This window comes from Hyphomonas chukchiensis, from assembly GCF_000682695.1.
Lineage (GTDB): Bacteria > Pseudomonadota > Alphaproteobacteria > Caulobacterales > Hyphomonadaceae > Hyphomonas > Hyphomonas chukchiensis.
Genome location: NZ_AWFG01000001.1, coordinates 232971 through 254925, shown reverse-complemented (window position 1 = coordinate 254925; position 21955 = coordinate 232971). Strand labels below are relative to the sequence as shown.

Sequence of the window (21955 nt, the reverse complement as noted above, 5' to 3'; positions counted from 1 at the left end):
GGAACCGGGTTGAAGCCACCTTGGCCCCTCACGGCTAAAAGACAGTTAAGTGAAGACAAAAGGCGTCAGAAATTTTCTTTCAGCCAATGGAATGCCTTGTTCACTGCTCCGCTGCCCGTTTCGGCTCCATATTCCTTCACTGCGACGCCTGCCCCAGCTGCGTCCACGAATCCCAACTCCGAATACAGTAGCAGACCCGAGGCTGTGGAAAAAGCAGGCGTTCCCAGTGTTTCGCCCAGAAATTCGGCGATTGTCGGGCGGCCGAGCCGGACAGGTGCATTGAGGATGCGAGAGGCCACGTCGCGCACGCCCGATAGCTGGCTTGCGCCACCGGTCAGAACAATACGGCGGGGGAGCACGGAGCGCACACCGCTGGCATTGAGCGTTTTCTGCACCAGCTCGAAAGTCTCTTCGATGCGTGGAGCGATGATTTCGGCAATCGCACCTTTTTCCATGCGCATGCCCTGCAAGCGGCCATCATCGCCAAGGCGCGGCGCTTCGATGCGTTCTGCGAGGCCCGGGCCTTCAAGATTGGCCGTACCGTAGACAGACTTGAGCCGCTCGGCGGCCGCGAATGTCGTGCCGATGCCTTGCGCGATATCGCTGGTGACATGTGTGCCGCCCGTGGGCACCAGCCCGAGCCAGGCGGGTGAGCCGTTGAGATAGACCGAGACTGCCGTAACGCCGGCACCCATATCGATACAGATGGCGCCATTCTCGATCTCGTCATCGATGAGCGTGCCTGCGCCGCTCGCGATGGAAGAGGGGACGAGCGCAGAGACGCCAAGATGGGCGCGGCCGACACATTCGACGAGGTTCTTGATAATCGGGCGAGGGGCCGTAACGACAGAGAGCAGGATACCCAGCTGTTCGGCATACATGCCGGCGGGCTGGCGCACGCCTTCCTGCTGGTCGACGCGATAGGCGACAGGCCATGCGGCCAGAACATCGACGCCCTTGGAGGGCGCTTTGGAAAGGGCGAGCGCTTGCAGGCGCTTGATTTCCTTGTGCGTGATGGAGCGTCCGCCAATCTCGATGGCGGCTGTCACCAGCGTGCAGGCGAGTTTCGGGCCCGTGATGCCAAGGATGACTTCACTGATCTGCTCGCCGGCTTCGCGCTCTGCATCTTCGACAGCGAGGCGGATGGAGCGCTCGAGGCCTTCCATGTCTGTAATGGCGCCGCCGTTGAAGCCGCGCGACTGCTGGCGGCCGCCGCCAAGAATCTGGAAACGGCGCGGGCCACTGCCATCATTGCGGCCGATCAGGCAGGTGATCTTGGAGCAGCCAATGTCCAGCGCAGCCACTGTGCCGCTGCGGGAGCCATTCATGGCGATGCGTCTGGATTGTACATTTGCCATCAGGAACGGGCTGCCTCTGCAACTTTGATTGCGCCGCCTTCAAGCGCGGGGGACAGGTAAACGCGGCCCTTGTTGCGCAGGTCGATCATGGTGACCGGGCGCTGCAACAGGGCAGTGCGCGTTTGCAGTTTGGTCAGGCGGGCGAGGGCGCTTTCCAGGCCGGTGTCTTCCGGCAGGCGAACCGTGGCGCCATTCACAAGGCGCACATCCCAGCGACGATCGGCAACGCGCGTAGCAATGGCGAGGCGTGCGGCAACGTCCGGCGCATCCTTGAGCGCTTTGACGAGGGCGGGGGCGGCCAGCGGCGCACCACGGCCAGCCAGGCGCACGAGCGTCTTGTGGTCATCGGCATTAGCGTCCGGCAGGATGCGGCCAAGGCCGTCAACGACGGTCCACTCCTTGCCATCGTGCCAGAGGGCAACGGGCTCTGCAGCGTCCGCAATAATGACGATCTGGCCGGGCCACAGGCGATGGACACGCACGTTCAGCACCTTGCGGGTAGCTTCGACGCGGTGGCGGATCAGTTTCGGGTCGGCGCGGAACATGTTCTCGCCGGGCTCGATCATGGCAGCGGCGCGCACATCGTCGGCCAGTGCAGGGTTCTGCTCAAGGCCCAGCACGGAGACGTCATTGACCGACACGCCAGCCATTCGGGCCGTATCATCCATGAAGCCACCAAAACGCGTTTCGATCTGTGACAGCGATCCGCCCATCCATGCCGCCGTGGCCACAATGATGGCGATCAACATGACCAGGCCGAACAGGATCGACGAGACACGGATTTCCTCGCCCGTCGTCTCATCGACGATGGTGGCAGGGCGGCGGCGCGAACGGGAGGGGACAGACTGGTTACGGCTTACCTTTGGCATGAAGCATCCTCGATCATCCATGCGACAAGCGCTTCGAAGGACATGCCAACGAAAGCGGCCTGTTCGGGGACAAGCGAGGTGGGCGTCATGCCGGGCTGCGTATTTGTTTCCAGGATCACGAGGCGGTCTCTCTTGTCATCATAGCGAAAATCGGACCGCGTGGCTCCCCGGCAACCAAGCGCCTGATGTGCCCTGAGAGCTGCGTCCATCGCGGCTTCGGTCACGTGAGCAGGCAGGTTTGCCGGGATCACATGCTGCGATCCTCCAGCCTGATATTTCGCATCAAAATCGTAATAGTCCCTTAAGGTCGTGATCTCGGTGACAGCGAGGGCCCGGTCGCCCAGCACACCCACCGTCAGTTCGCGGCCGGGAATGAATTCCTCGGCCATGAGATTGTCGCCATAATGCCAGCTGGAGCCCAGCAATTCCTGCGGCGGCGAATTGGCCCCTTCGCGCACGATCAGCACGCCAAAGCTGGACCCTTCCGCGACCGGTTTGACCACATAAGGGGGCTTTAGCGGGTGGCTTGCGGCGGCCTCTACGCGGGTGACACGCTTGTCGGCGGCGATTGGCAGGCCCGCTTCGCGGTAGACCGCCTTGGATTTCAGCTTGTCCATGGCCAGGGCCGAGGCCAGTACCCCGGAATGGGAATAGGGCAGGCCCATGACTTCAAGCAGGCCCTGCACGCAGCCATCCTCGCCCCAGGGGCCATGGAGGCCGTTCAGCACGACATCGGGTTCTGCTTCGCTGAGCTGTGCAGCCAGATCGCGCCCGGCATCAATCTCGACGACATCATATCCCGCCGCACGTGCTGCCTTGGCCATCTGTCCGCCAGAGGAGAGAGAGACTTCACGTTCGGAGGACCAGCCCCCGTAAATGACTGCAACGCGCTTCATGGCCTGTCCTTCTTGCAAATTAAGTGCGGGTTTTCTGCCGCTTGCCACCGCCTATGCCGCACGAAAGCGGCACGAGTCAGGCGAAATCGGATCATGCTCTGGTGCAAGTTACGAAAAAGTCACCGGGAGGGGATTGCCAAGAATAGACTACATATGTAGTCATTCATTATCGAATCACGATACGCGGCGATGCCCGGCACAGTGATCTTTCAGTCGCCAAAAAATCCGAGGGACACACACCAATGAAACACCATGTCCCGTTCTGCGTAACCATGTTTCTCGCTGTGGTGGCGCCCCATGCAATTGCCGCCGAGGAGGTGGAGGCGAACACGGGCGAGACACCTACAGTCTATACGCCCGACAGTTTCGCCCAATTTGCTCCGCGAACGGCGCTGGAGATGGTCGAGCGGATTCCAGGCTTCTCGATCAACGATGATGATGACGGATCGCGTGGCTTTGGCCAGGCGACGGGGAATATCCTCATCAACGGACAGCGCGTTTCCGGCAAGTCGAACGGAGCGGAGTCCACGCTCGGGCGGATCGCGATTGCCAATGTCGCGCGCGTCGAATTGCTCGACGGAACGGCGCTGGGGATTCCCGGCCTGTCGGGCCAGGTCGTCAATGTGATCACGCGGGATACGGGCGGTGTGTCCGGGACGTGGCACTGGAAGGGCCGGGTGCGGGAAAACCTGCCGCCCACCTATAATGACATGGCGCTCAGCCTGTCAGGCGGGAAGGGGCCGCTCAGCTGGACGATGGAAGCAGAAAGCTCACCGGAGCGCGGTGCGGATGCCGGGCCTGAACGCATAACTGACGGGGCAGGCATGCTGATAGAGACCCGCAAGGAAGATTATACCCACGCGGCCGAGTATGCCTCCCTCGCCGGATCGCTGGCCTGGAAGCCGGTTGGGGGCAGCATCGCGAACCTGAGCGCAAAGGTCGGCATCTACGAACCGGACGACAAGGAGATCTCGAAGCTGTTTCCCGTCGATGGCCTTGAAGGGCGGCGCCTCTACCAGGGCTCTGAAGACGAGAAGACGGTGGAACTTGGCGCAGACTATGCCTTCGATCTGGGGCCGGGGCGGCTGAAGGCGATAACGCTGGCACGCCGCGAGGAAAGCCCGATGACAGACCGGGTGCGCGGCGGAAATCTGGATGGGAGCGACGCGTTCGACTCCCTCTTCAATCAGACAGTCTATGAAGGCGAATATATACTGCGTGGGGAATACGCTTGGGTGCCGGCGCCAGGCCGTGACTGGCAGATATCACTCGAAGGCGCATTCAATTTCCTGGAGGCCCAATCGCAATTATTCGAGTCGGAGGGCGGCGGGCCGCTGACTGAGATATTCCTCTCCAATGCAAACTCTCGTGTGGAAGAGCAGCGCGGTGAGCTGACGGTTACGCATGGGCGCGCCCTGTCGAAAAGTGTCAGCCTCCAGGTCTCGCTCGGTGCTGAAATGTCGGAACTCTCCCAGACAGGCGATGCAGAGAACGTCCGCACATTCACACGTCCCAAGGGCTTTGCCAGCCTCTCCTGGCAGGTCGATCCCTCCCTGAAGCTCGTCACGCGGCTTGACCGGGAAGTGGGCCAACTCGATTTCTTCGACTTTATTTCGTCGGTGAACCTCAATCAGGGCAACGGCAACCAAGGCAATTCGGAGATTGTTCCCGAGCAGTCATGGAAGGCCAGCCTGTCTGCCGAAAAGGATTTCAGGGATTGGGGTGCTGCGACACTGACAGTGTTCGGAGCTGATATCGAAGACATTGTTGACCGTGTGCCGATTGGCACCGGCGATGGGCCGGGCAACCTCGATTCAGCCTGGCGGGTGGGTGCCGATCTGGATGCGACCGTGAAATTTGCGAAGCTGGGCCTGACGGGGACGCAGCTGACCTTTCACGGCGAATGGCGCGACTCCCGTGTTGCTGACCCACTGACCGGCATGGACCGGCCGATCAACGGCGACAATGTCTACTATCTCAATACTGAACTGCGGCGTGATATTCCGCAGACGGACTGGGCTGTGGGACTGTTTCTCGAATCCTATAATGAGAATGAGGTCTATCGTCTTGATGAAGTGACCCACCAGGGCAACCAGCCCGCCTTTTCCTATGTCTATGTCGAAAACAAGGACCTGCTTGGCATGACGGGCACGCTGACGCTCGGCAATATCCTGAACCAGCATGACTGGCGTTGGCGCGAAACCTATGCGCCCAACCGGCTTGGCACACTCGTAACCCGCGAAGCGCGCTCGCGGGACTTCGGGCCAATCGTGTCCTTCAAGCTTAAAGGCACCTTCTAGGCAGGCCGCCCGATGCGGCGCACTTCCCAGCGCAGCTGGACACCACTGTGATCCAGCACGCGGGCGCGAACGGTCTCGCCGAGCGTTTCGAGATCGGCAGCCGTCGCGTCTCCTGTATTGATCAGGAAGTTGCAGTGCAGCTCGGAGACCTGCGCGCCGCCGACGCGAAGGCCGCGGCAGCCTGCAGCGTCGATCAGTTTCCAGGCCGAACGCTGGTTCGGCGTGCCTGGCGGATCAGGATTGGCGAAGGTCGAGCCGGAGGTCTTTTCCCGGATCGGCTGGGTTTCCGACCGGCGTTTCTGCAGGGCTTCAATGTCGGCCAGAATATCCGCCGGGGCGCCGGTATCATTGCCCTCAAGAAGCAGACGGGTGACAATCAGGTCGTCCGGCAGGTCGGTATGGCGATAGGAGAAATGGGCCTCGGGCAGCGCGCCCGGTCGGGCCGGGCCGCGATAGATCACACGAGTGCCATCGCGCCTGATGCCTTGCAGGCTGACCAGCACATCGCGCAGCTCCTTGCCATAGCAGCCCGCATTGGTGCGCGTGGCGCCGCCCAGCGACCCCGGAATGCCGGACAGGAATTCCAGGCCCTTGATGCCGTTTTCGGCGGCTGTCTTCGCGACGGACAGGTCAAGGGCGCCAGCGCCTGCTGAAAGCGAGATACCGTCCTCGGCCTCGACCTTGCCCCAGGCCTTGCCCATCAGGCGCACGACCACGCCTTCAATGCCGCCATCGCGCACGATCACATTCGAGCCAACCCCCAGAACGGTGACGGGTATGACGGGGTCCAACTGCGTCAGGAAATCAGCGAGGTCATCGGCGTCCGCCGGCAGGAACAGCCAGTCTGCGGGGCCACCGACGCGGAACCAAGTGTAAGGGGCAAGGCTCGCCTGCGCGATCAGCTTGCCACGAACGGGGGGGAGGGAAACGGCGCTCTTCACGGCCGCTGGCGTCGCCGGAACTCGGCCGCCTGTCAAGCGGATGGTGGCGGTGTTTTGCCCAAGGCTTGGGCGCGATTGCGCCGAAACCCTGTCATGGCAGCGCAATTGGCCTGAGCCTCTTGACCTATTGGAACCGGATTGGGACCGTAACCGTAGGTCGAAGACAGAGAAGGCTAGCCAGATCGCACCACGAGAGACATTCAAGCATAGGACCCGATGGATTAAACGCTTCCGGCCGCCGGTGGTGTTTGCGCTGTTGGCGATCGCGTGCGGCGCAGGCCCACATTTCCTGCCGTCAGACATTGCCCTGCCGCCTGTCGTCGTCAGTGCGCTGTCCGTGCTCTCCAGCGTTTTCATCGTCGGCGCCATTGGCTGGGCGGTTACGACCACGGTCGATGCACTGATAAAACGCCGCCTGTCCATGCTGAAAATGGACCAGCCGGATGACCTGACGGCGCGCAAGCTGGCGACCCGGCTGGACGTCACGCGGCGCGTCTGGGTGGTCATTGGCGCAATCGTTTCAGTGGCGGCAGCGCTGACCGTTATCCCAGGCGTCAGGCAATTCGGTGTCAGCCTGTTTGCATCAGCGGGCATTGCCGGCCTGGCGATCGGTCTGGCAGCACGGCCCGTGCTCAGCAACCTCATTGCCGGTTTGCAAATCGCGTTTACGCAGCCGATCCGCATCAAGGATGCGGTCGTGGTCGAAGGCGAGTGGGGCTGGATTGAGGAGATCGGCCTGTTCTATGTCGTCATCAAGATATGGGACTGGCGCCGGCTCGTCGTGCCCGTATCCTATTTCATCGAGAAGCCCTTCCAGAACTGGACGCGCCAGTCGGCCTCCATCATCGGCAGCGTGTTCTGGTATGTCGACTATCGCGCGCCCGTGAAGGAAATGCGCGAGAAGCTGACCGAGATCTGCAAGTCCACGACGCTCTGGGATGGCGATGTCGTGAACCTGCAAGTGTCCGAGACCAAGGACAATGCCACGCTCACCATCCGTGCGCTCGCCAGTGCGCGCAATTCACCGCAAGCCTGGGACCTGCGCTGCTATATCCGTGAGGAAATGATCGACTGGCTGCAGAAGGAATATCCAGAGGCGCTGCCGCGCGTGCGGGCCGAGGCACAGTTTTCGGACGCAGGACTGATGACCGGCAAGGATCCGCGCAACGACCTATGAGCCAGGGCGGCGGGCTGAATCCGGCAGCATGGCCAGGTCGCGGGCCTGATCGACCCATCTGTCGCGTGTAATGCGTCCCTTGAAGTGCTGCAGCTTTCCGTCGACCCACTCGACGTCCTGCGGGCTCCATTCGGCCACCTGCCAGAAATAGAACACGCCGACTTCATGCAGCAGTTCGCACAGCATGGGGCCGACGCCATTGATGCGCTCGAGATCGTCGGCATCCCCGAAGGCGGCCTCGACGAGCAGGTTGGCCTCATCATCCTCGCGGCGTGCGTCGTTGATCGGGTCGAGGTCGCGGGGCGGTGGGGGAGGGGGCGCAACCGGTGTTGCGGAAACGGCGGGTGAAGGCGCGATGGCAGCGGGCGCTGTCCGCGTTCTTGAAGCGCGCTCTGTTTTGGGGGCGGCCGGTTCAGGTCGCGACCGGAGTGTGTGGTGGATGGCTGCAAGCCCATACTCAATGGCGTTAAGCCGGTTCTCCATGGCTTCAAGGTCGAGATTGCCCTCGATGGCCTGAACAGCATCCAGCACAGGCGTGAAGTCGGTTGGTGTCTGGGTGAGGAAGGCTTCCTGCAGGCTGGCGATCCGGCGCTCAACCGGGGCGAAGTCAGGTGTACGCGGCATTGCGGTACGGATGGCCGATACTGTTTCCTCAAGTGCGGCGAGGCGCTCATACATCGGCGCAAGATTTGGCTCGGGGATGGTAAATGTCGCAATGGCATGTTCGACGCTGACGAGGCGCTGGTAGACGGCGCCCATGTCCGGCATCTCGATGCCTGATACGCCGGACGCCACGGCCGTGATGTCTGCAGACAATTTGTCCATGTCGCGCTTCTGGGCCGCTTCGAGCCGTTCGCCGAGCTGCGTCAGGCGGCTTTCAAACTCCGAGAGGCGAGTCTGGACCGGCCCAAGGTCGGTCGCAGGGCGATCAAGGCCGGCAATTGTCAGGTCGAGGCGCGCCAGTCCGCTGTGAAGCGGGCCGAGATCGACTTCGGGAATCTTGAATGCTGACAGCGTTTCCTCGATCTTGCCGAAGCGGGCTTCGACCGGCTGAAGGTCGGTATTGCGCAGCTCGCCGACGGCATTTGCAATGGAGGCAACAGCCGTGTCTAGCGCGGTCAGGCGTTCATCCAGTTTCGCGAAACGCGGATCAACGTCTGCAATGCGTGTTCCCAATCCGGACAGTCGCTCGTCCAGAGCGGCAAGGCGCTGGTCTTGTGCGGTCATGCGGCCTTCGATGTCCGCAAGGCGCGAGGCAATGCCCGAGAGGGTCGCATCCACCCCATCAAACTTGCCATGAAGTGGCGCGAGATCGGTTTCCGGTACGGTGAAGCCCGAGACGGAAGCTTCGAGCGCGGCGAGCCGCTGATTGACCGGCTCCATGTCCGGCATCCGGAGTGAGCGCACGGCAGAGGAGATCAGCGCCATACCGGCTTCATAGTCCTCGCGGGCGGCAGGCTCGGGGCGTGCCTCGATCGCGGCCAGGCGCTCGGTAATCAGCTCATAGGACTCCGTGATGTCCATCTGCCGGTTCTTCAGCCACCAATAGGCAAGCACAGCCCCCAGCACGGCGGCCAGGAGCAGGAGAGGGAATATCTGGGCAAGAAGAAAGAACATGATTTTGAACTCGGGATTCCAGAAGGCCCGATCGGGCCGCTTGGGTCAATCAGATGCACGGACGACGCGAATTTCGATCCGGCGGTTATGGGCGCGGCCTTCGGCCGTGCTGTTGTCGTCAATGGGGCGGCGCGCACCAAAGCCCTCTGCGATAAGGCGGTCAGCAGGGATGCCCCGCTCGATCAGGGCTTCGCGAACAGCCTCGGCGCGGGCGTCGCCGAGCAGCTCATTTGCATTCGCGCTCCCCATGCTGTCGGTGTGGCCTTCGATGCGCAGGGTTCCGGGGCAGTTGGCTGCCGCATTGGCCACAGACTGCAGCAGGTCATTGCTCGACGGGTCAATCGTGGCGCTGGCAAGCGCAAATTCGATATGAGTTGTGGCCAGCAGGTCCGCCAGCGAGCTGTCGCACGTTGCGACGGCTTCATTCGGCAGGATGTCGACATTGCCCAGACGCCCGACGGGCAGGGGCTGGGCGACGAGCTGTTGAATGCGGGCCACGCCGTCATTCGGCAACTCGCAGCGGAGGGAAAATTCTTCATTGAGGAAGGTCGCCACGCCCCGGTCGCACTGGCCAACCGCAGCAATGACTTTGAGGGCGACTTCGGTATAGGCCGGATTATCGGCAACGTGCGTGACCGTCAGCAAATCATCAACGCGTGTGATGTGCTGTCCATCGACAAGGCCTTCGGCGGCGGCAGCGAGTGAGCTGCGGGTTACTTCATCTGGCACGGTGCCTTCGAGTTTCAGGATGCCTTCCGACACCCTGAAGGTCCATTCGGGCTTGCGGGTCGGGTTTGTCGAGGGAATGGGCGCGCCATAGCGTGCGCGCACGCGGGTCACGGGCCGCTCGTCGCCAAACAGGGCGGGCATGCGTGCCGCACGCACCAGTGAAACGAGTTGTTCGCCTTCCATAGGCGTTGCAGGTTGGCCTTCCAGCCAGACCTGCTGTCCCGACACCACAGCCGTTGCCCATCCTGCGTCATTCGCGGCGAGCACCTGCTCGGTCGAGCGGACGACCGATTGTTCAATGACGTATTTCGCGAAGGGACCCATGCCGATCCACAGGAGCACAAGCAGACCGAAGGCGGGGACGAAACCATAAGGCATGAAAGGCAGGCGCCGGGCAGACCGGTAGCGGACGCGTCGCGACGCGGTTCGCTTTTCCAAAAGGCTGAAAGTGGCCATTATCCCGATCCCGGCGCATTCTGCGCTGTGCCATGTAACAGTGTGCGGCAAAGCGGTGCAAGCCGAGTGTCCTGATACGGGAATTCGTGCTGCTCAGCCGAACGGCAGGGCGGACCACACGCGCATCAGGAGATAGATCGCCCCGGCCTGGCCTGCTGCGGCCGCGATCAGCAAAAAGCCGTCCCGAGCGGTCAGGCCCAATCCGAAGAGGAGCACTGTGAGGCTCGGCAAAACGGGCCCGAATGGCACCAGGCCGAGCGGGAACATCACCAGCGCGGCCGCAATGCAGACGAGCGCCGAAAGGCTGATGAAGGGCGGTCGCGACAGGAAGGCGAGACGTGGTTTCAGCACCTTGTCCACGGGCCGGGCATATTGGCGCGCATTATCCACGCCCGTCACAAGCGCAGAGCGGGGAAACGAGAAGTCGAGAATGCGCTTCGGCACCCACGGGAACGCGCGTCCCAGCACTATCTGGCCGGCAATCAGCAGGATGACCAGCGCGACCAACCAGCTTGTACCTGGAATGATCGTCAAAGGTGAGATCGCAATGAAGCCCAGCAGCAGCAGGATCGGCCCATAGGACCGCCTGCCGACTGCGTTCAGCATGTCGCGCACGCTGACGTCGTCGCCAGCCGTTTGCTCGGTGAGGCTCGCAAGGAGCGATTCCAGGTTGTTGACCTTGGCCATGCCCGCTTCCTAACGCGATCCGATGTGTCTGCACATAGGAATCGCGTCAGGGGTGGGATGGTTCCCTAGGCGGCCTTGCGCTTGGCCTTGCGGGCTTCGAGCTTGTTCACCGCGTGGAGATAGGCCTTGGCGCTCGCGACGAGCGTGTCCGGGTCGGATGAGCGCCCGGTTGCCATGATGCCTTCGCCGTTCAGGCGCACCGAAACGGTCGCCTGCGCATCGGTGCCGCCGGTAACGGCGTGGACCTGGTAGAGATCCAGCACGCTGTCATGCGGCACGATCTGCCGGATGGCATTGAACACGGCATCCACGGGGCCGTTGCCTCGCGCGATGGCATATTTTTCTTCGCCTTCAACTGTCAGGTCGATCTCGGCCGTTTGCGGGCCATCGGTGCCACAGACGACGCGCAGGCGCTTGAACACGATGCGCTCGCCCTCGGCGGCCAGCTGGTCGTCAACGAGTACGGCGATGTCATCATCGAACACATGCTTCTTCTTGTCGGCCAGCGTCTTGAAGCGCTTGAACGCGTCGTTCAGGGCGTCGCCTTCGAGGAAATAGCCCATGCTTTCCAGCTTGTCGCGGAAGGCGTGGCGGCCGGAGTGCTTGCCCATGACCAGCGACGTTTTCGCGACGCCGACATCTTCCGGCTTCATGATCTCGTAGGTCTCGGCATTTTTCAGCATGCCGTCCTGGTGGATGCCGCTTTCATGCGCGAAGGCGTTCTTGCCGACGATGGCCTTGTTGTACTGCACAGGGAAGCCGGTGATGCGGCTGACCATCGCGGAGGCGCGCGACAGGTAGATAGGATTGATGCCGGTCGAGAAGGGCAGCGTATCCTCACGGACCTTCATCGCCATGACGACTTCTTCCAGCGCGGCATTGCCGGCGCGTTCGCCGAGGCCGTTTATGGCGCATTCGATCTGGCGGGCACCATTGGCGACAGCCGAGATGGAGTTCGCGACGGCGAGGCCGAGGTCATTGTGGCAGTGGGCCGACCAGATGGCCTTGTCGGAATTCGGCACGTTCTCGATCAGGCGGCGGAAGAGGGCGCCGTACTCATCGGGGTGCGAATAGCCGACCGTATCGGGCACGTTGATCGTCGTGGCGCCTGATGCGATGGCAACGTCGATACATTTGCACAGGAAGTCGAAATCGGTGCGGGTCGCGTCTTCAGCGCTCCATTCGACATCATCGGTATGGTTGCGCGCCTGGGCGACGGAACGGCCGACGGCTTCGAGCACGGCATTCGGTCCCATTTTCAGCTTGTGCTTCATGTGCACGGGGCTGGTGGAGATGAATGTGTGGATGCGTGGGCGCGCGGCCTTCTTTACCGCTTCGGCGCAGCGTTCGATGTCGCTGGGCGTGGAGCGGGCGAGGCCGCAGATGATCGCGCTCTTGGACTGGGCAGCGATGGCGCTGACAGCGGCGAAATCACCGTCGGACGCGGCGGGGAAACCGGCTTCGATGACATCGACGCCCATGTCTTCCATCAGGCTCGCCAGTTCGAGCTTTTCTGTATGGGTCATTGAGGCGCCGGGCGATTGCTCGCCGTCACGCAAAGTGGTGTCGAAAATACGGATATGTGGATTGGCAGTCATGATGTTTGCGGCTCTGCTTAATGAGAAAAAGGGGGGCTGGAAGCATTCCCCTGGCCGCGCAACTGCCTGTTACTTAGGCGGTCGGCTCCGGCCAGGGGCCGGTAAGCAGGAGGCAAAGGGGCAAAATCTTGCACATGACTGGTTTAATCATCTTGTTTCGGCCCCGTGTCAACCGGGTTGTCTCGGATCAAAGGGACAGATTGCCCCTTCGGACCCATGCGCGTGCGGGCATAGAGGGCGATGGCGGCATAGATCGCGGCGGCGATGAAGGCCGCGAGGATGGCAAGGCCCGGATTGCCCTTCATGGCGGCGAAGAGGCTCTGTCCGGCAAAGGCGATCAGCGCGATTTTAGGTAGGATACCCAGCGCCATGCCCAGCGCAAAGTTACTGTATTTCGCCGAGCTGACGCCGAACGCCATGTTCACCATGACAGCTGGCCCCGTCGGGACATTGCGGATCAGCGCGCTGGTGGCAAAGGCATTCCGGCCGACAAAAGTCGACAGCCGATTGGCCGTCGCGCCCGCATAGCGACGGAACATCTGCTCGCCCGCCAGACGGCCAAGCCAGAAGGCCAGAGAGCCGGAAAACATGTTGGCAATCCACGCATAGGCAAAGCCGAGCCAAGGGCCGAATACGGCAACAGCTGCAGCAATCAATGCGAATTGGGGTACGCCCAGAAAGGCCGCCACACAGAAAACCAGAATGATTGTAGGCAGGCCCCACGGGCTGCCGGCGACGGTTTCCATCCAGGTGTTGAGGGCCTTCTCGCTTGGCATGATGCCAAGCTTGCCGAGGGCGAAGAGGATGATCACACCGACCAGCAGGGCGCCACCGAGGAGCAATGTCCTGCGGGCTGGCTGGCTGGCGGTCTTGTCCATCTCACTCATGGGGGCATCGAATGGAACCAGTCCCGGCGTGCGTCAAGCGGCGCGTTGCACTGCGCTCAACCGGCAGCTGCGTCCTCTGCAGCCGCTGCAGCGCTCGCCCAGGCCCATTGGAAATTGTAGCCGCCGAGCCAGCCTGTCACGTCGACGCATTCGCCGATGAAATAGAGTCCGACAAGATGCCGGCTTTCCATGCTTCGGGAGGAGAGGCCGGACGTATCTATCCCACCGGCCGTTACCTCGGCCGTGCGCCAGCCTTCTGTGCCCGCGGGGCGCACTTTCCAGTCCTTCAGCGCCCCCGCAAGGGCCTCCAAAGTGGCGTGGGATGTGTCAGCCAGGCGCAAAGCGTGGGTATTCCCGGACCGTTCTTGGACCATTCCTGCCAGCCGCTTGGAAAAAAGCGTCTCCAGCGCGGAGGCTAGCGTCTGCATCGGCCGGTCGCGCTTGGCAGCCTTAAGCACTTCCGCGATGTCGGTGCCGGGGAGGAGGGACAGCGTCACCGGCTCGCCGGGCGCCCAATAGGAAGAGACTTGAAGGATCGCCGGCCCCGACAGACCGCGATGGGTGAACAGCATGGCCTCGTCAAAGCTGGCACCGCCTGCTTGCGCGCGGACATCGCAGGCAACACCCGAAATTGAGGCGAAGTCTTCCTGGTCCGCGCCGGTAAAGATGAAGGGCACAAGCGCGGGACGCGTCGGAATGATGTCATGTCCGAACTGGCGTGCGATATCATAGGCGAGGCCCGTCGCGCCCATTTTCGGGATGGAGAGGCCGCCTGTGGCGACAACGAGCTTCGGCGCTGTCAGCACGCCGCCCGATGTGTCCACCGTGAACAGGCCATCGGCATGGGTAACGCACCTTATCTCCGTGCTGAGGCGCAACTCGCCGCTGGCCGCTTCCATCTCGTCCAGCAGCATCTTGATGATGGCGCCGGATTTCTGGTCGCAAAAGAGTTGCCCGAGCGTCTTCTCATGCCAGGTGATGCCGTGGCGTGCGAGAAGGTAGATAAAGTCGGTGGGCGTGTAGCGCGCGAGGGCCGACTTGGCGAAATGCGGGTTCTGCGAAATGAACCGGTCTGCTGCCGTATGGATATTGGTGAAATTGCAGCGACCCCCGCCGGAGATACGAACCTTTTCGGCAGGCTTCGCGGCATGGTCGAGCACGATGACTTTCAGACCTGCCTGTCCCATGCGTCCGGCGCAGAAGAGGCCGGCCGCGCCTGCGCCGAGTATGATGGCATCATAAGGGGAGGGGGGTACGACCGGCATTGCTGGCCTATGCAGCAGCGGGTCGCAAAAGAAAAGCGCGCTCCCGAAGGAGCGCGCTTGGCGGTTCTGCACATTTCACTCCCTCTGGAGCGACGCCGTCTGTCTTATGCGGTGACGGACTGGCGCTGTTCGGCATGTTTGCCTTCGCAGATTTCTTCAACGATCTTGGCGTTGAAATCTCCGAGGTCCTCTGGCGAACGTGAGGTCACGAGGCCGGAGTCGACGACCACAGACTGGTCGAGCACGCGGGCGCCTGCATTTTTCAGGTCCTGCTGGATGGCCGGGAAGCCAGTCATCTCACGACCGTTCACGAGGTTGGCCGAGATAAGCAGTTGCGGACCATGGCAGATCGCGAAGACGGGCTTCATCTGCCTGAAGAAGGCCGAGGTGAAATCCTTGGCTTTCTGGTTGGTGCGCAGCGTATCCGGGCTGAACAGTCCGCCTGGAATGAGCAGGGCGTCGAAGTCTTCGGCCTTTGCATCGTCCAGCGTCATGTCGACCTTGAATGTATCGCCGTGTTCACGGTGCTTGTTCGCCTGGATCGTGCCGTGCTTGAGCGAAACGATTGTTGTCTCGCCGCCGGCATTTTCGATGGCTTCCTTGGGTGAGGTCAGCTCGATCTGTTCAAATCCGTCTGCAGCGAGGATAGCGAGTTTTCGTCCTTGAGCGCGTTGAGTCATAAGTATGTCTCCTTGCTTCTAGTGTTCTGGTGCGTCAGCAGGCCACGCGAGAGGCCTGCGCCGCTTCAGGAATATCCCTGTGCCTAATCAATGCCTGGAACCTGTAATGGTTGCAGGTGAAACTGTTACGCCTGGGTAATGTCCAGAATGAACGCAGGCGGACTTTATTTCGTTTGCCCGCCATCGACCGGCAGGACAGCCCCCGTGACGAAACTCGCCAGCGGGCTGAGCAGGTAGGCTGCGGCCGATCCGATTTCGTCCGGCTTGCCGAAACGGCGCAGCGGCACTTCGCGGCGAATCCATTTCTTCCAGGAATCCCCGCGTTCGCCTTCTGAGCGGGTCTCCCAGTCACCGCCCGGAAAGATGATATTGCCCGGCGCAATCGCGTTGACGCGCACGCCCGATGGCCCGGCCACACGGGCGAGTTCCTTGGCGAGATGGTTCATGGCGGCTTTCGACGTGCCGTAGGTTACGGGTGTGCCCAGCGCGCCGAGGCCGGCGATGGACGTGATCATGAGGACCGAGCCTTCCTCGCGCGGGGTCATGCGGCGCAGGGCCGAGCGCGCGAGCTTGAAGGCGGAGTCGAGGTTCTGGCTGATGCCGCCATCCCAGGTCTCGTCATCGACTTCAAATCCGGGAGGGCAGGGGTGAAGCCCGACATTGGCGACGGCGCCCCAGAGCGGGCCGAACTCAGTCTCGATGGCGTCGATCATGGAATCGATGGTCTTTGAATCGCGCAGGTCACCGGCGCGGGCCCAGAGCTTGTCTTCGCCATATTGCGCCGCGAGCCGGGCACGCTGTTCTTCCAGCGCTTCGGCGCCGCGCGCGGCAATGGCGACTTTCGCGCCTTCAGCCAGGCAGGCCTCGACAATGCCGAGACCGATGCCCCGGCTGGCGCCGGCGACGAAGATGACCTTGTCCTTCAGACCGAGATCCATGACTTATTCTCCCTGTTTTTCTATTTCTGTTTCTTGAAGCGGTTGTGGCGCGGCGGCCAGCGGGGCCTTGCGGCTGATAACGAAGGCGGCGCCGATGGCGAGAAAGCCGAGGCTGCCCGCCATGGGCCACGGATGGTTCCAGAAGAGAAAGACCGTGCCGGCGGCGGCAAGCGCCATGCCGGCCAGTGCCGCAGCCTTGCTACGCATGCCGATCCGGCCGGTCTCAACGAAGGTCTGGATATGAGGACCGATGCCGGGACGGGCATAGATCCACGCGGCCCAGCGCGGGTCGGACCTGACAAAGGCGAAGGCCGCGACGATCCAGAAAATGGTCGTGGGCATGACGGGCAGCACCACGCCGATCGCCCCCAGCGCGAAAGCGAATATTCCAAGGATGCGCCAGGCCCACATGCTGGCATACATCGGGCGCAATGGGGCGGCTGGCAAGGCGGATAAAGATTGCGCTGTCGGGGCAGCTGTCTGACAATATCGCAATATTCCTTTGAATTGACCCAATCGCGCCCTGTTGGCGCCGTGCCCAAGCGGTGTATGGATACCAACAGAAAATGCAGGAGAGGTTCATGGCGCAGTTCGGAACGGGCACTCAAGGCAAGTACAGGGCCGTCATCGCGGCTTTGCTCTTCGGTCTGGTTGCGGCGTGCGGAGGCGGCGGCAAGGACAAGCCGGCAGATGATGCCAGCATGGCCGGAGAAGTCGTCCAGCGCTCGCCCAAGGACCAGGTTGCCGCGCGCCAGCGGGAACAGCGCCGCCAGAAGGCCCTCGCTGCGCAGGAGCAGGAATTTTCCTATTTCCGCTACCGTATCGACACCTCGGGTGAGCAGCCGCTCGCCTGTCTGGTCTTCTCGGCCGCGCTCGACCCCAAGGCCGACTATTCGCCCTATGTCGAATTCCGCCCGGCCTTCCGGCCTGCGCTCAGCGTCGAAGGACGCGAGCTTTGCATTGGCGGCCTGACCTTCGGCACAAGCCGCACGGCAACCATCCTGTCCGGCCTGCCTGCCGCTGACGGGCGCACGCTAAAGCGGGAAGAGACCGTGCCGATCGATTTTGCCGACCGGCCGCCTTATGTCGGTTTCAAGGGCGCGGGCGTGATCCTGCCGCGCGAGGATGCTGACGGCCTGCCGATCGAGACCGTCAATGTGAACAAGGTGACCATCAAGGTTTCACGCATCAATGACCGTGCGCTCGCCTTCAAGAGCATCACGCAAGGCGAAACCACGGCGCAGGGCCGTTATTCCTATTCCTGGGGCGAAGACAGCCCGAGCGAAGTCGAAACCGAGCTTTGGTCCGGGACAATGGAGATTACGGCCGAACAGAATGCGCCGGTGATCTCGGTCTTCCCGTTGCAGGACGTGATCGGCACGATGGAGCCCGGCGCTTACTATGTGCGCATTGAGGATGCCGCCAAGCTCGACCCGCAGGAAGGCCCGCCAGCCTCGTCCAGTCGCTGGATCATGCTGACCGACCTGGCGATCACCGCCTATCAGGGCGAGAACGGCCTCGATGTCACGCTGCGCTCGCTGCAGGACGGCAAGCCCGTGCCGGACACGACCGTCCAGCTTGTGGCGATGAACAATGAGATCCTCGCCGAGACGCGCTCCAACGAGCAGGGCCGTGTCGCCTTTGACGGGCCGCTGATCAATGGCGCCGGCAATCTCGCTCCGAAGATGATCCTTGCCTACAGCGCCAAGGGCGAACTGGCAGCGCTGGACCTGACGCGTGCGCCGGTCGACCTGTCCGAGCATGTGGCCGGGGGACGCCGCACGCCTGGTATCGTTGACGCCTATGTCTATACCGAGCGTGGCATCTACCGCCCCGGAGAGACGGTTCAGATTTCGGCCCTGCTGCGCGACCGCGCCGGACGGCAGGTCGAGAAGCGGGCCGGTCATCTCGTGATCTATCGCCCGAACGGGCTGGTCGCCGAAAAGGTTCGCTTCGATGCGCCTGATTCCGGCGCTGTTCTCGACAGTTTCGAACTGCCCAAGGGCGCCTCGCGCGGCCAGTGGCGCGCAGCCATCGAGATTGATGGCCTGGCCGAAACCTCCGGCGCGGCAACCTTCGCGGTGGAAGACTTCGTTCCCCAGCGGATCGCGGTTGACCTGAAGGCCGATGACAGGACGGCAATGAAGCTCGGCGGCACACGCGAAATCAGCGTCGCTTCCCGCTTCCTCTATGGCGCACCCGGTGCAGGCCTGACGGTGAAGGCCGAAGCACGGCTTGAGCCACAGCCTAATCCATTCCCCGCCTTTGATGGCTTTGCCTTCGGTCGTTACGATGCGACCTTTGAAGAGCGTATCCTCGAACTGCCCGACCAGACTACGGACGGGGCAGGTGCCGCTATCGTGCGGGTTGCGCCCGGCAATGCCGGCAGCAATGCGGGCCGTCCGCTGCGGATCAACACGGTTGTCAGCGTTCTGGAGCCCGGTGGCCGCGCCGTGACCGACAGCGTCCGCATCCCGTACCGCCCGGAAAGCCTTTATATTGGTCTCAAACCCGGTTTCGATGACTCCGTCGAAGAGGGCGGTGACACGGTCTATCAGGTCGTCGCTGTCAATTCCGATGGCGCGGCGGTGGCCCAGCGCCTTGCCTGGAAAATGCTGGCGATCGACTATCATTATGACTGGTATCGCGATGGCGACGAGTGGCGCTGGCGCCGGTCGCGCACCGTCACCAAGGTGAATGAAGGTGTTGTCTCGACACCCACTGGCGGCACTGCTGAGATCAAGGTCAGCGGCCTCGAATGGGGAAGCCATGAACTCGTGGTCGAAGCCGAAGGCGTCAATGTCGGCGCAGCTGCCAGCGATGACTTCTATGTCGGCTGGGGTGGCCGGGTCTCCGACGATGGCGTCGAAGCGCCGGACCGCGTCCGTGTCATGGGACCGGAACGCTCGCCGACGCCTGGTCAGACAGCCGAGATCACCATCATCCCGCCCTATGACGGACAGGCGCAGATCGTGGTTGCGACAGACCGCGTCCTCTCGGTCCAGAACCTCAACGTGACGGCTGGCGGCACACGCGTGTCCCTGCCCGTGACCGAGGAATGGGGCGAAGGCGCCTATGTCATGGTCAACGTCTATACCGAGCGTGACCCTGTGCTGCAGGCCAAGCCCCGCCGCGCGGTCGGCGTGGCGCATGTACCCGTGAACATGGATGCGCGCACCTTCAAGCTGACCGTGAATGCCCCGAAAGTGGCCCGTCCGCGCGGCGAGCAGGTCATCGAGGTCGATTTCGGCGGTGGCCCGCGTGAGCCTGTCTACCTGACGCTTGCGGCCGTTGACGAAGGCATCCTCCAGCTCACCAAGTTCAAGAGCCCCGATCCGGTTGCCTATTATTACGGCCAGAAGGCGCTCGGCGTGGAACAGTATGACGATTACGGTCGCCTGCTCGATCCGAACATGGGCTTGCCTGCCGAAGTGCGCACCGGTGGTGACCAGCTTGGCGGCGAAGGCCTGACCGTTGTGCCGACCAAGTCGGTCGCGCTCTTCTCGGGACTCGTCGAGGTTGGCCGCTCAGGCAAAGCCAAGGTTCGCTTCGACATACCGGACTTCAATGGCGAGCTGCGCATCATGGCCGTGGCCTGGTCGAAGACCGGCTTGGGGCAGGGCGATACGAAGATGACTGTCCGCGACGCGGCGCCATCGGATCTTATCCTGCCGCGCTTCATGGCGCCCGGTGACGAAGCCTATCTCACCGCCAGCATCGACAATGTCGAACTGCCGGCGGGCGAGTTTACCGCTGACATCTCCAGTGCGGGTCCGATTGAAGTGGCCGAAAGCCGCCTCACCCGCACCTTGCAGACGGGCAAGCGTTCCGACGCCCCTGTCCGTGTGGAAGCCAAGAGTGAAGGCATTTCGCAGGTACGCATCGCCGTAACCGGCCCGGACAAGTATTCCGTCCAGCACACCTATGACATCCAGACCCGCTCGCCCTACCTGCCGGAGACGCGCTCGACGAGCGCCCTCATGCAGCCGGGCCAACAATACTCGCTCGATCCGAAACTGCTGGCTGGCTATGTGCCGGGCTCGGCGGATGTCACGGTTGGCTTCTCCAGCATTCCGGTTGATCCGGCGACGCTCTATGCCTCGCTCGACCGCTATCCCTATGGCTGCACCGAACAGACGGTCAGCCGTGCGATGCCGCTGCTCTATTCCGAACAGCTGGTCGCGATGGGGGCCAAGGGGGCGCGAGATAATGCGCGTGACCGCGTGCAGACCGCCGTCAACACGATCCTGAACCGTCAGGGTGCTGAAGGTGCGTTCGGCCTGTGGCACGAAGGCGATGGCTATGCGTCACCATGGCTTGGGGCCTATGCGACGGACTTTATCTATCGGGCAAAAGCCGCCGGATATAATGTGCCGGACGAGTCGCTCGACCGGGCCTATGGCGCCCTGCGCGCCATCTCGACGGGCGACCAATGGCGCGTCTATGGCTATGACACGGACGTCTATGAGAGCCGTTATTCCAACGACACGAACGAGCAGATGATGTTCCGCTCGGCGGCCTATTCGCTCTATGTCCTGGCCAAGGCTGGCGAGGCGGATATTTCCCGCCTGCGCTACCTGCATGACCGCGAATTGTCGAACATCGACAGCCCGCTTGCCCGCGCTCAAATCGGTGCCGGTCTCGCCTTCATGGGCGACCGGTCCCGCGCAACCTCGGCTTTTGAATCGGCCGAGAAAGCGCTCGGCTACCAGAACACCGGCGACTATTACCAGACGCCGCTGCGCGACCTGGCCGGCGTGATGGCGCTCGCCAGCGAAGCCGACATGACAGAGCTGGTGGCCCGCCTCGCCGAACGTCTCGGCAAGGATGTGCCGGAAGCCGATGCCATGACCACACAGGAAAAGGCGTTCACGCTGCTGGCCGTCAACGACTTCAACAAGGGCGAGAATGCGTTCCGCCTGATGGTCGAGGGCCTCGGCCGCGGCAAGGATGACGGACGGCAATATCTTGTCTCGGAGCAGCAGGTCGCGTCCGGTGTCAAGTTCAAGCTGGAAGGCAAGGCGCCCATGTTCCGCACCGTGCTGGTCACCGGTGCCCCTGAAAAGGCCCCGCCTGCAGCCTCGTCCAAGCTGAAGACGGACAAGACCTTCTACACCATGACCGGTGGCAAGGTTGACCTCTCCCGCATCCAGCAGGGCGACCAGCTGGTCGTGCGCGTCTCGGTCACGCCTCAGGAAAACAGGCTCAACCCGGTAATCGTGGCAGACTTGCTGCCAGCCGGCTTCGAGATCGAGACCGTGCTGCGTCCGGCCGATGGCCGCCGTGAAGGCGAAACATCCGGGGCGTTCGCCTTCCTCGGCGATATTGCCTATGCCCAGACGCAACAGGCGCAGGATGACCGTTATGTCGCGGCGCTGGACGTCTATGGCGAGCCGCTGACGGTCGCCTATGTCGTGCGGGCGGTGACGCCGGGCGATTTTGCGATGCCGGGTGTTGTCGTCGAGGACATGTACCGGCCCACGGTCTATGCCCGCTCGGCCCCCGGCCGCGTGACCATCACCGGCGGCACCGGAACGACGGCGGGAGGCAAGTAGGC

At 62.5% G+C, this 21955-nt stretch carries 16 protein-coding genes; 3 read left to right on the top strand and 13 right to left on the bottom strand.

Annotation, left to right across the window (positions count from 1 at the left end; translation table 11 throughout):
* Positions 1–65: 65 nt before the first annotated feature.
* Genes ftsA through HY30_RS01195 form a run of 3 tightly spaced genes read right to left on the bottom strand, consistent with a single transcriptional unit; the run spans position 66 to position 3123 of the window.
* Positions 66–1358 (bottom strand): cell division protein FtsA, encoded by a 1293-nt coding sequence (gene ftsA, locus HY30_RS01205; RefSeq protein ID WP_034736082.1) that lies wholly within the window; start codon positions 1356–1358, stop codon positions 66–68.
* Complete coding sequence (locus HY30_RS18940; RefSeq protein WP_051614604.1) at positions 1358–2227, bottom strand: cell division protein FtsQ/DivIB; 870 nt, start codon at positions 2225–2227, stop codon at positions 1358–1360. Before HY30_RS18940 ends, ftsA begins: the two co-directional genes overlap by 1 nt.
* The gene (locus tag HY30_RS01195) at positions 2215–3123 is read right to left on the bottom strand and encodes a D-alanine--D-alanine ligase (RefSeq protein ID WP_034736080.1); all 909 of its coding nucleotides are present in this window, start codon (positions 3121–3123) and stop codon (positions 2215–2217) included. The genes HY30_RS18940 and HY30_RS01195 overlap by 13 nt, the downstream gene beginning before the upstream one ends.
* 242 nt (positions 3124–3365) lie before the next feature.
* Here HY30_RS01195 and HY30_RS01190 point away from each other — a divergent pair, with 242 nt between their 5' ends.
* Positions 3366–5423 (top strand): TonB-dependent receptor plug domain-containing protein, encoded by a 2058-nt coding sequence (locus HY30_RS01190; protein ID WP_081811997.1) that lies wholly within the window; start codon positions 3366–3368, stop codon positions 5421–5423.
* Here HY30_RS01190 and murB read toward each other — a convergent pair.
* The gene (gene murB / locus HY30_RS01185) at positions 5420–6364 is read right to left on the bottom strand and encodes a UDP-N-acetylmuramate dehydrogenase (protein ID WP_034736075.1); all 945 of its coding nucleotides are present in this window, start codon (positions 6362–6364) and stop codon (positions 5420–5422) included. The genes HY30_RS01190 and murB overlap by 4 nt on opposite strands.
* A 256-nt stretch (positions 6365–6620) precedes the next feature.
* Here murB and HY30_RS01180 point away from each other — a divergent pair, with 256 nt between their 5' ends.
* Positions 6621–7541, top strand: coding sequence for a mechanosensitive ion channel family protein (locus tag HY30_RS01180; RefSeq protein WP_241765607.1), 921 nt, complete (start codon positions 6621–6623; stop codon positions 7539–7541).
* Here the strand turns inward: HY30_RS01180 and HY30_RS18935 are convergent.
* The 9 genes from HY30_RS18935 to HY30_RS01135 form a co-directional block, all read right to left on the bottom strand.
* Positions 7536–9158 (bottom strand): hypothetical protein, encoded by a 1623-nt coding sequence (locus HY30_RS18935; RefSeq protein ID WP_051614600.1) that lies wholly within the window; start codon positions 9156–9158, stop codon positions 7536–7538. The genes HY30_RS01180 and HY30_RS18935 overlap by 6 nt on opposite strands.
* A 45-nt stretch (positions 9159–9203) precedes the next feature.
* Complete coding sequence (locus HY30_RS01170) at positions 9204–10343, bottom strand: OmpA family protein (protein ID WP_034736073.1); 1140 nt, start codon at positions 10341–10343, stop codon at positions 9204–9206.
* A gap of 93 nt (positions 10344–10436) precedes the next feature.
* Positions 10437–11030 carry an exopolysaccharide biosynthesis protein gene (locus HY30_RS01165; protein ID WP_034736070.1) on the bottom strand — a complete coding sequence of 198 codons (594 nt, stop codon included), beginning with the start codon at positions 11028–11030 and terminating at the stop codon, positions 10437–10439.
* A gap of 65 nt (positions 11031–11095) precedes the next feature.
* On the bottom strand, positions 11096–12628 hold the full coding sequence (locus HY30_RS01160) for a 2-isopropylmalate synthase (protein ID WP_034736068.1): 1533 nt from the start codon (positions 12626–12628) through the stop codon (positions 11096–11098).
* A 143-nt stretch (positions 12629–12771) separates the two neighbouring features.
* Entirely contained in the window at positions 12772–13515 is a 744-nt protein-coding gene (locus HY30_RS01155; protein WP_081811995.1) for a TVP38/TMEM64 family protein, read from the bottom strand.
* A gap of 56 nt (positions 13516–13571) precedes the next feature.
* Complete coding sequence (locus tag HY30_RS01150) at positions 13572–14780, bottom strand: BaiN/RdsA family NAD(P)/FAD-dependent oxidoreductase (protein ID WP_034736066.1); 1209 nt, start codon at positions 14778–14780, stop codon at positions 13572–13574.
* Between the two features lie 104 nt (positions 14781–14884).
* Complete coding sequence (locus HY30_RS01145) at positions 14885–15460, bottom strand: type 1 glutamine amidotransferase domain-containing protein (RefSeq protein WP_034736064.1); 576 nt, start codon at positions 15458–15460, stop codon at positions 14885–14887.
* Positions 15461–15624: 164 nt separating this feature from the next.
* Entirely contained in the window at positions 15625–16398 is a 774-nt protein-coding gene (locus HY30_RS01140; protein ID WP_034736061.1) for an SDR family NAD(P)-dependent oxidoreductase, read from the bottom strand.
* Positions 16399–16401: 3 nt separating this feature from the next.
* Positions 16402–16809: a YbaN family protein gene (locus HY30_RS01135; protein WP_162176875.1), complete on the bottom strand. Its 408-nt coding sequence runs from the start codon at positions 16807–16809 to the stop codon at positions 16402–16404.
* Between the two features lie 170 nt (positions 16810–16979).
* On the opposite strand from HY30_RS01135, the gene HY30_RS01130 reads away from it, so the two are divergent.
* Positions 16980–21953 (top strand): alpha-2-macroglobulin family protein, encoded by a 4974-nt coding sequence (locus HY30_RS01130; RefSeq protein WP_034736059.1) that lies wholly within the window; start codon positions 16980–16982, stop codon positions 21951–21953.
* The last annotated feature ends 2 nt before the right edge of the window (positions 21954–21955 follow it).

Excerpts from the sequence above, each read along its gene's own strand:
- HY30_RS01165 (WP_034736070.1), bottom strand. The coding sequence starts at position 11,030 with ATGGCCAAGGTCAACAACCTGGAATCGCTCCTTGCGAGCCTCACCGAG.
- HY30_RS01145 (WP_034736064.1), bottom strand. The coding sequence starts at position 15,460 with ATGACTCAACGCGCTCAAGGACGAAAACTCGCTATCCTCGCTGCAGAC.
- HY30_RS18935 (WP_051614600.1), bottom strand. The coding sequence starts at position 9,158 with ATGTTCTTTCTTCTTGCCCAGATATTCCCTCTCCTGCTCCTGGCCGCC.
- ftsA (WP_034736082.1), bottom strand. The coding sequence starts at position 1,358 with ATGGCAAATGTACAATCCAGACGCATCGCCATGAATGGCTCCCGCAGC.
- HY30_RS01160 (WP_034736068.1), bottom strand. The coding sequence starts at position 12,628 with ATGACTGCCAATCCACATATCCGTATTTTCGACACCACTTTGCGTGAC.
- HY30_RS01170 (WP_034736073.1), bottom strand. The coding sequence starts at position 10,343 with ATGGCCACTTTCAGCCTTTTGGAAAAGCGAACCGCGTCGCGACGCGTC.
- HY30_RS01135 (WP_162176875.1), bottom strand. The coding sequence starts at position 16,809 with ATGTGGGCCTGGCGCATCCTTGGAATATTCGCTTTCGCGCTGGGGGCG.
- HY30_RS01150 (WP_034736066.1), bottom strand. The coding sequence starts at position 14,780 with ATGCCGGTCGTACCCCCCTCCCCTTATGATGCCATCATACTCGGCGCA.
- HY30_RS01155 (WP_081811995.1), bottom strand. The coding sequence starts at position 13,515 with ATGAGTGAGATGGACAAGACCGCCAGCCAGCCAGCCCGCAGGACATTG.
- HY30_RS01190 (WP_081811997.1), top strand. The coding sequence starts at position 3,366 with ATGAAACACCATGTCCCGTTCTGCGTAACCATGTTTCTCGCTGTGGTG.
- HY30_RS01130 (WP_034736059.1), top strand. The coding sequence starts at position 16,980 with ATGGCGCAGTTCGGAACGGGCACTCAAGGCAAGTACAGGGCCGTCATC.
- HY30_RS01140 (WP_034736061.1), bottom strand. The coding sequence starts at position 16,398 with ATGGATCTCGGTCTGAAGGACAAGGTCATCTTCGTCGCCGGCGCCAGC.
- HY30_RS01195 (WP_034736080.1), bottom strand. The coding sequence starts at position 3,123 with ATGAAGCGCGTTGCAGTCATTTACGGGGGCTGGTCCTCCGAACGTGAA.
- HY30_RS18940 (WP_051614604.1), bottom strand. The coding sequence starts at position 2,227 with ATGCCAAAGGTAAGCCGTAACCAGTCTGTCCCCTCCCGTTCGCGCCGC.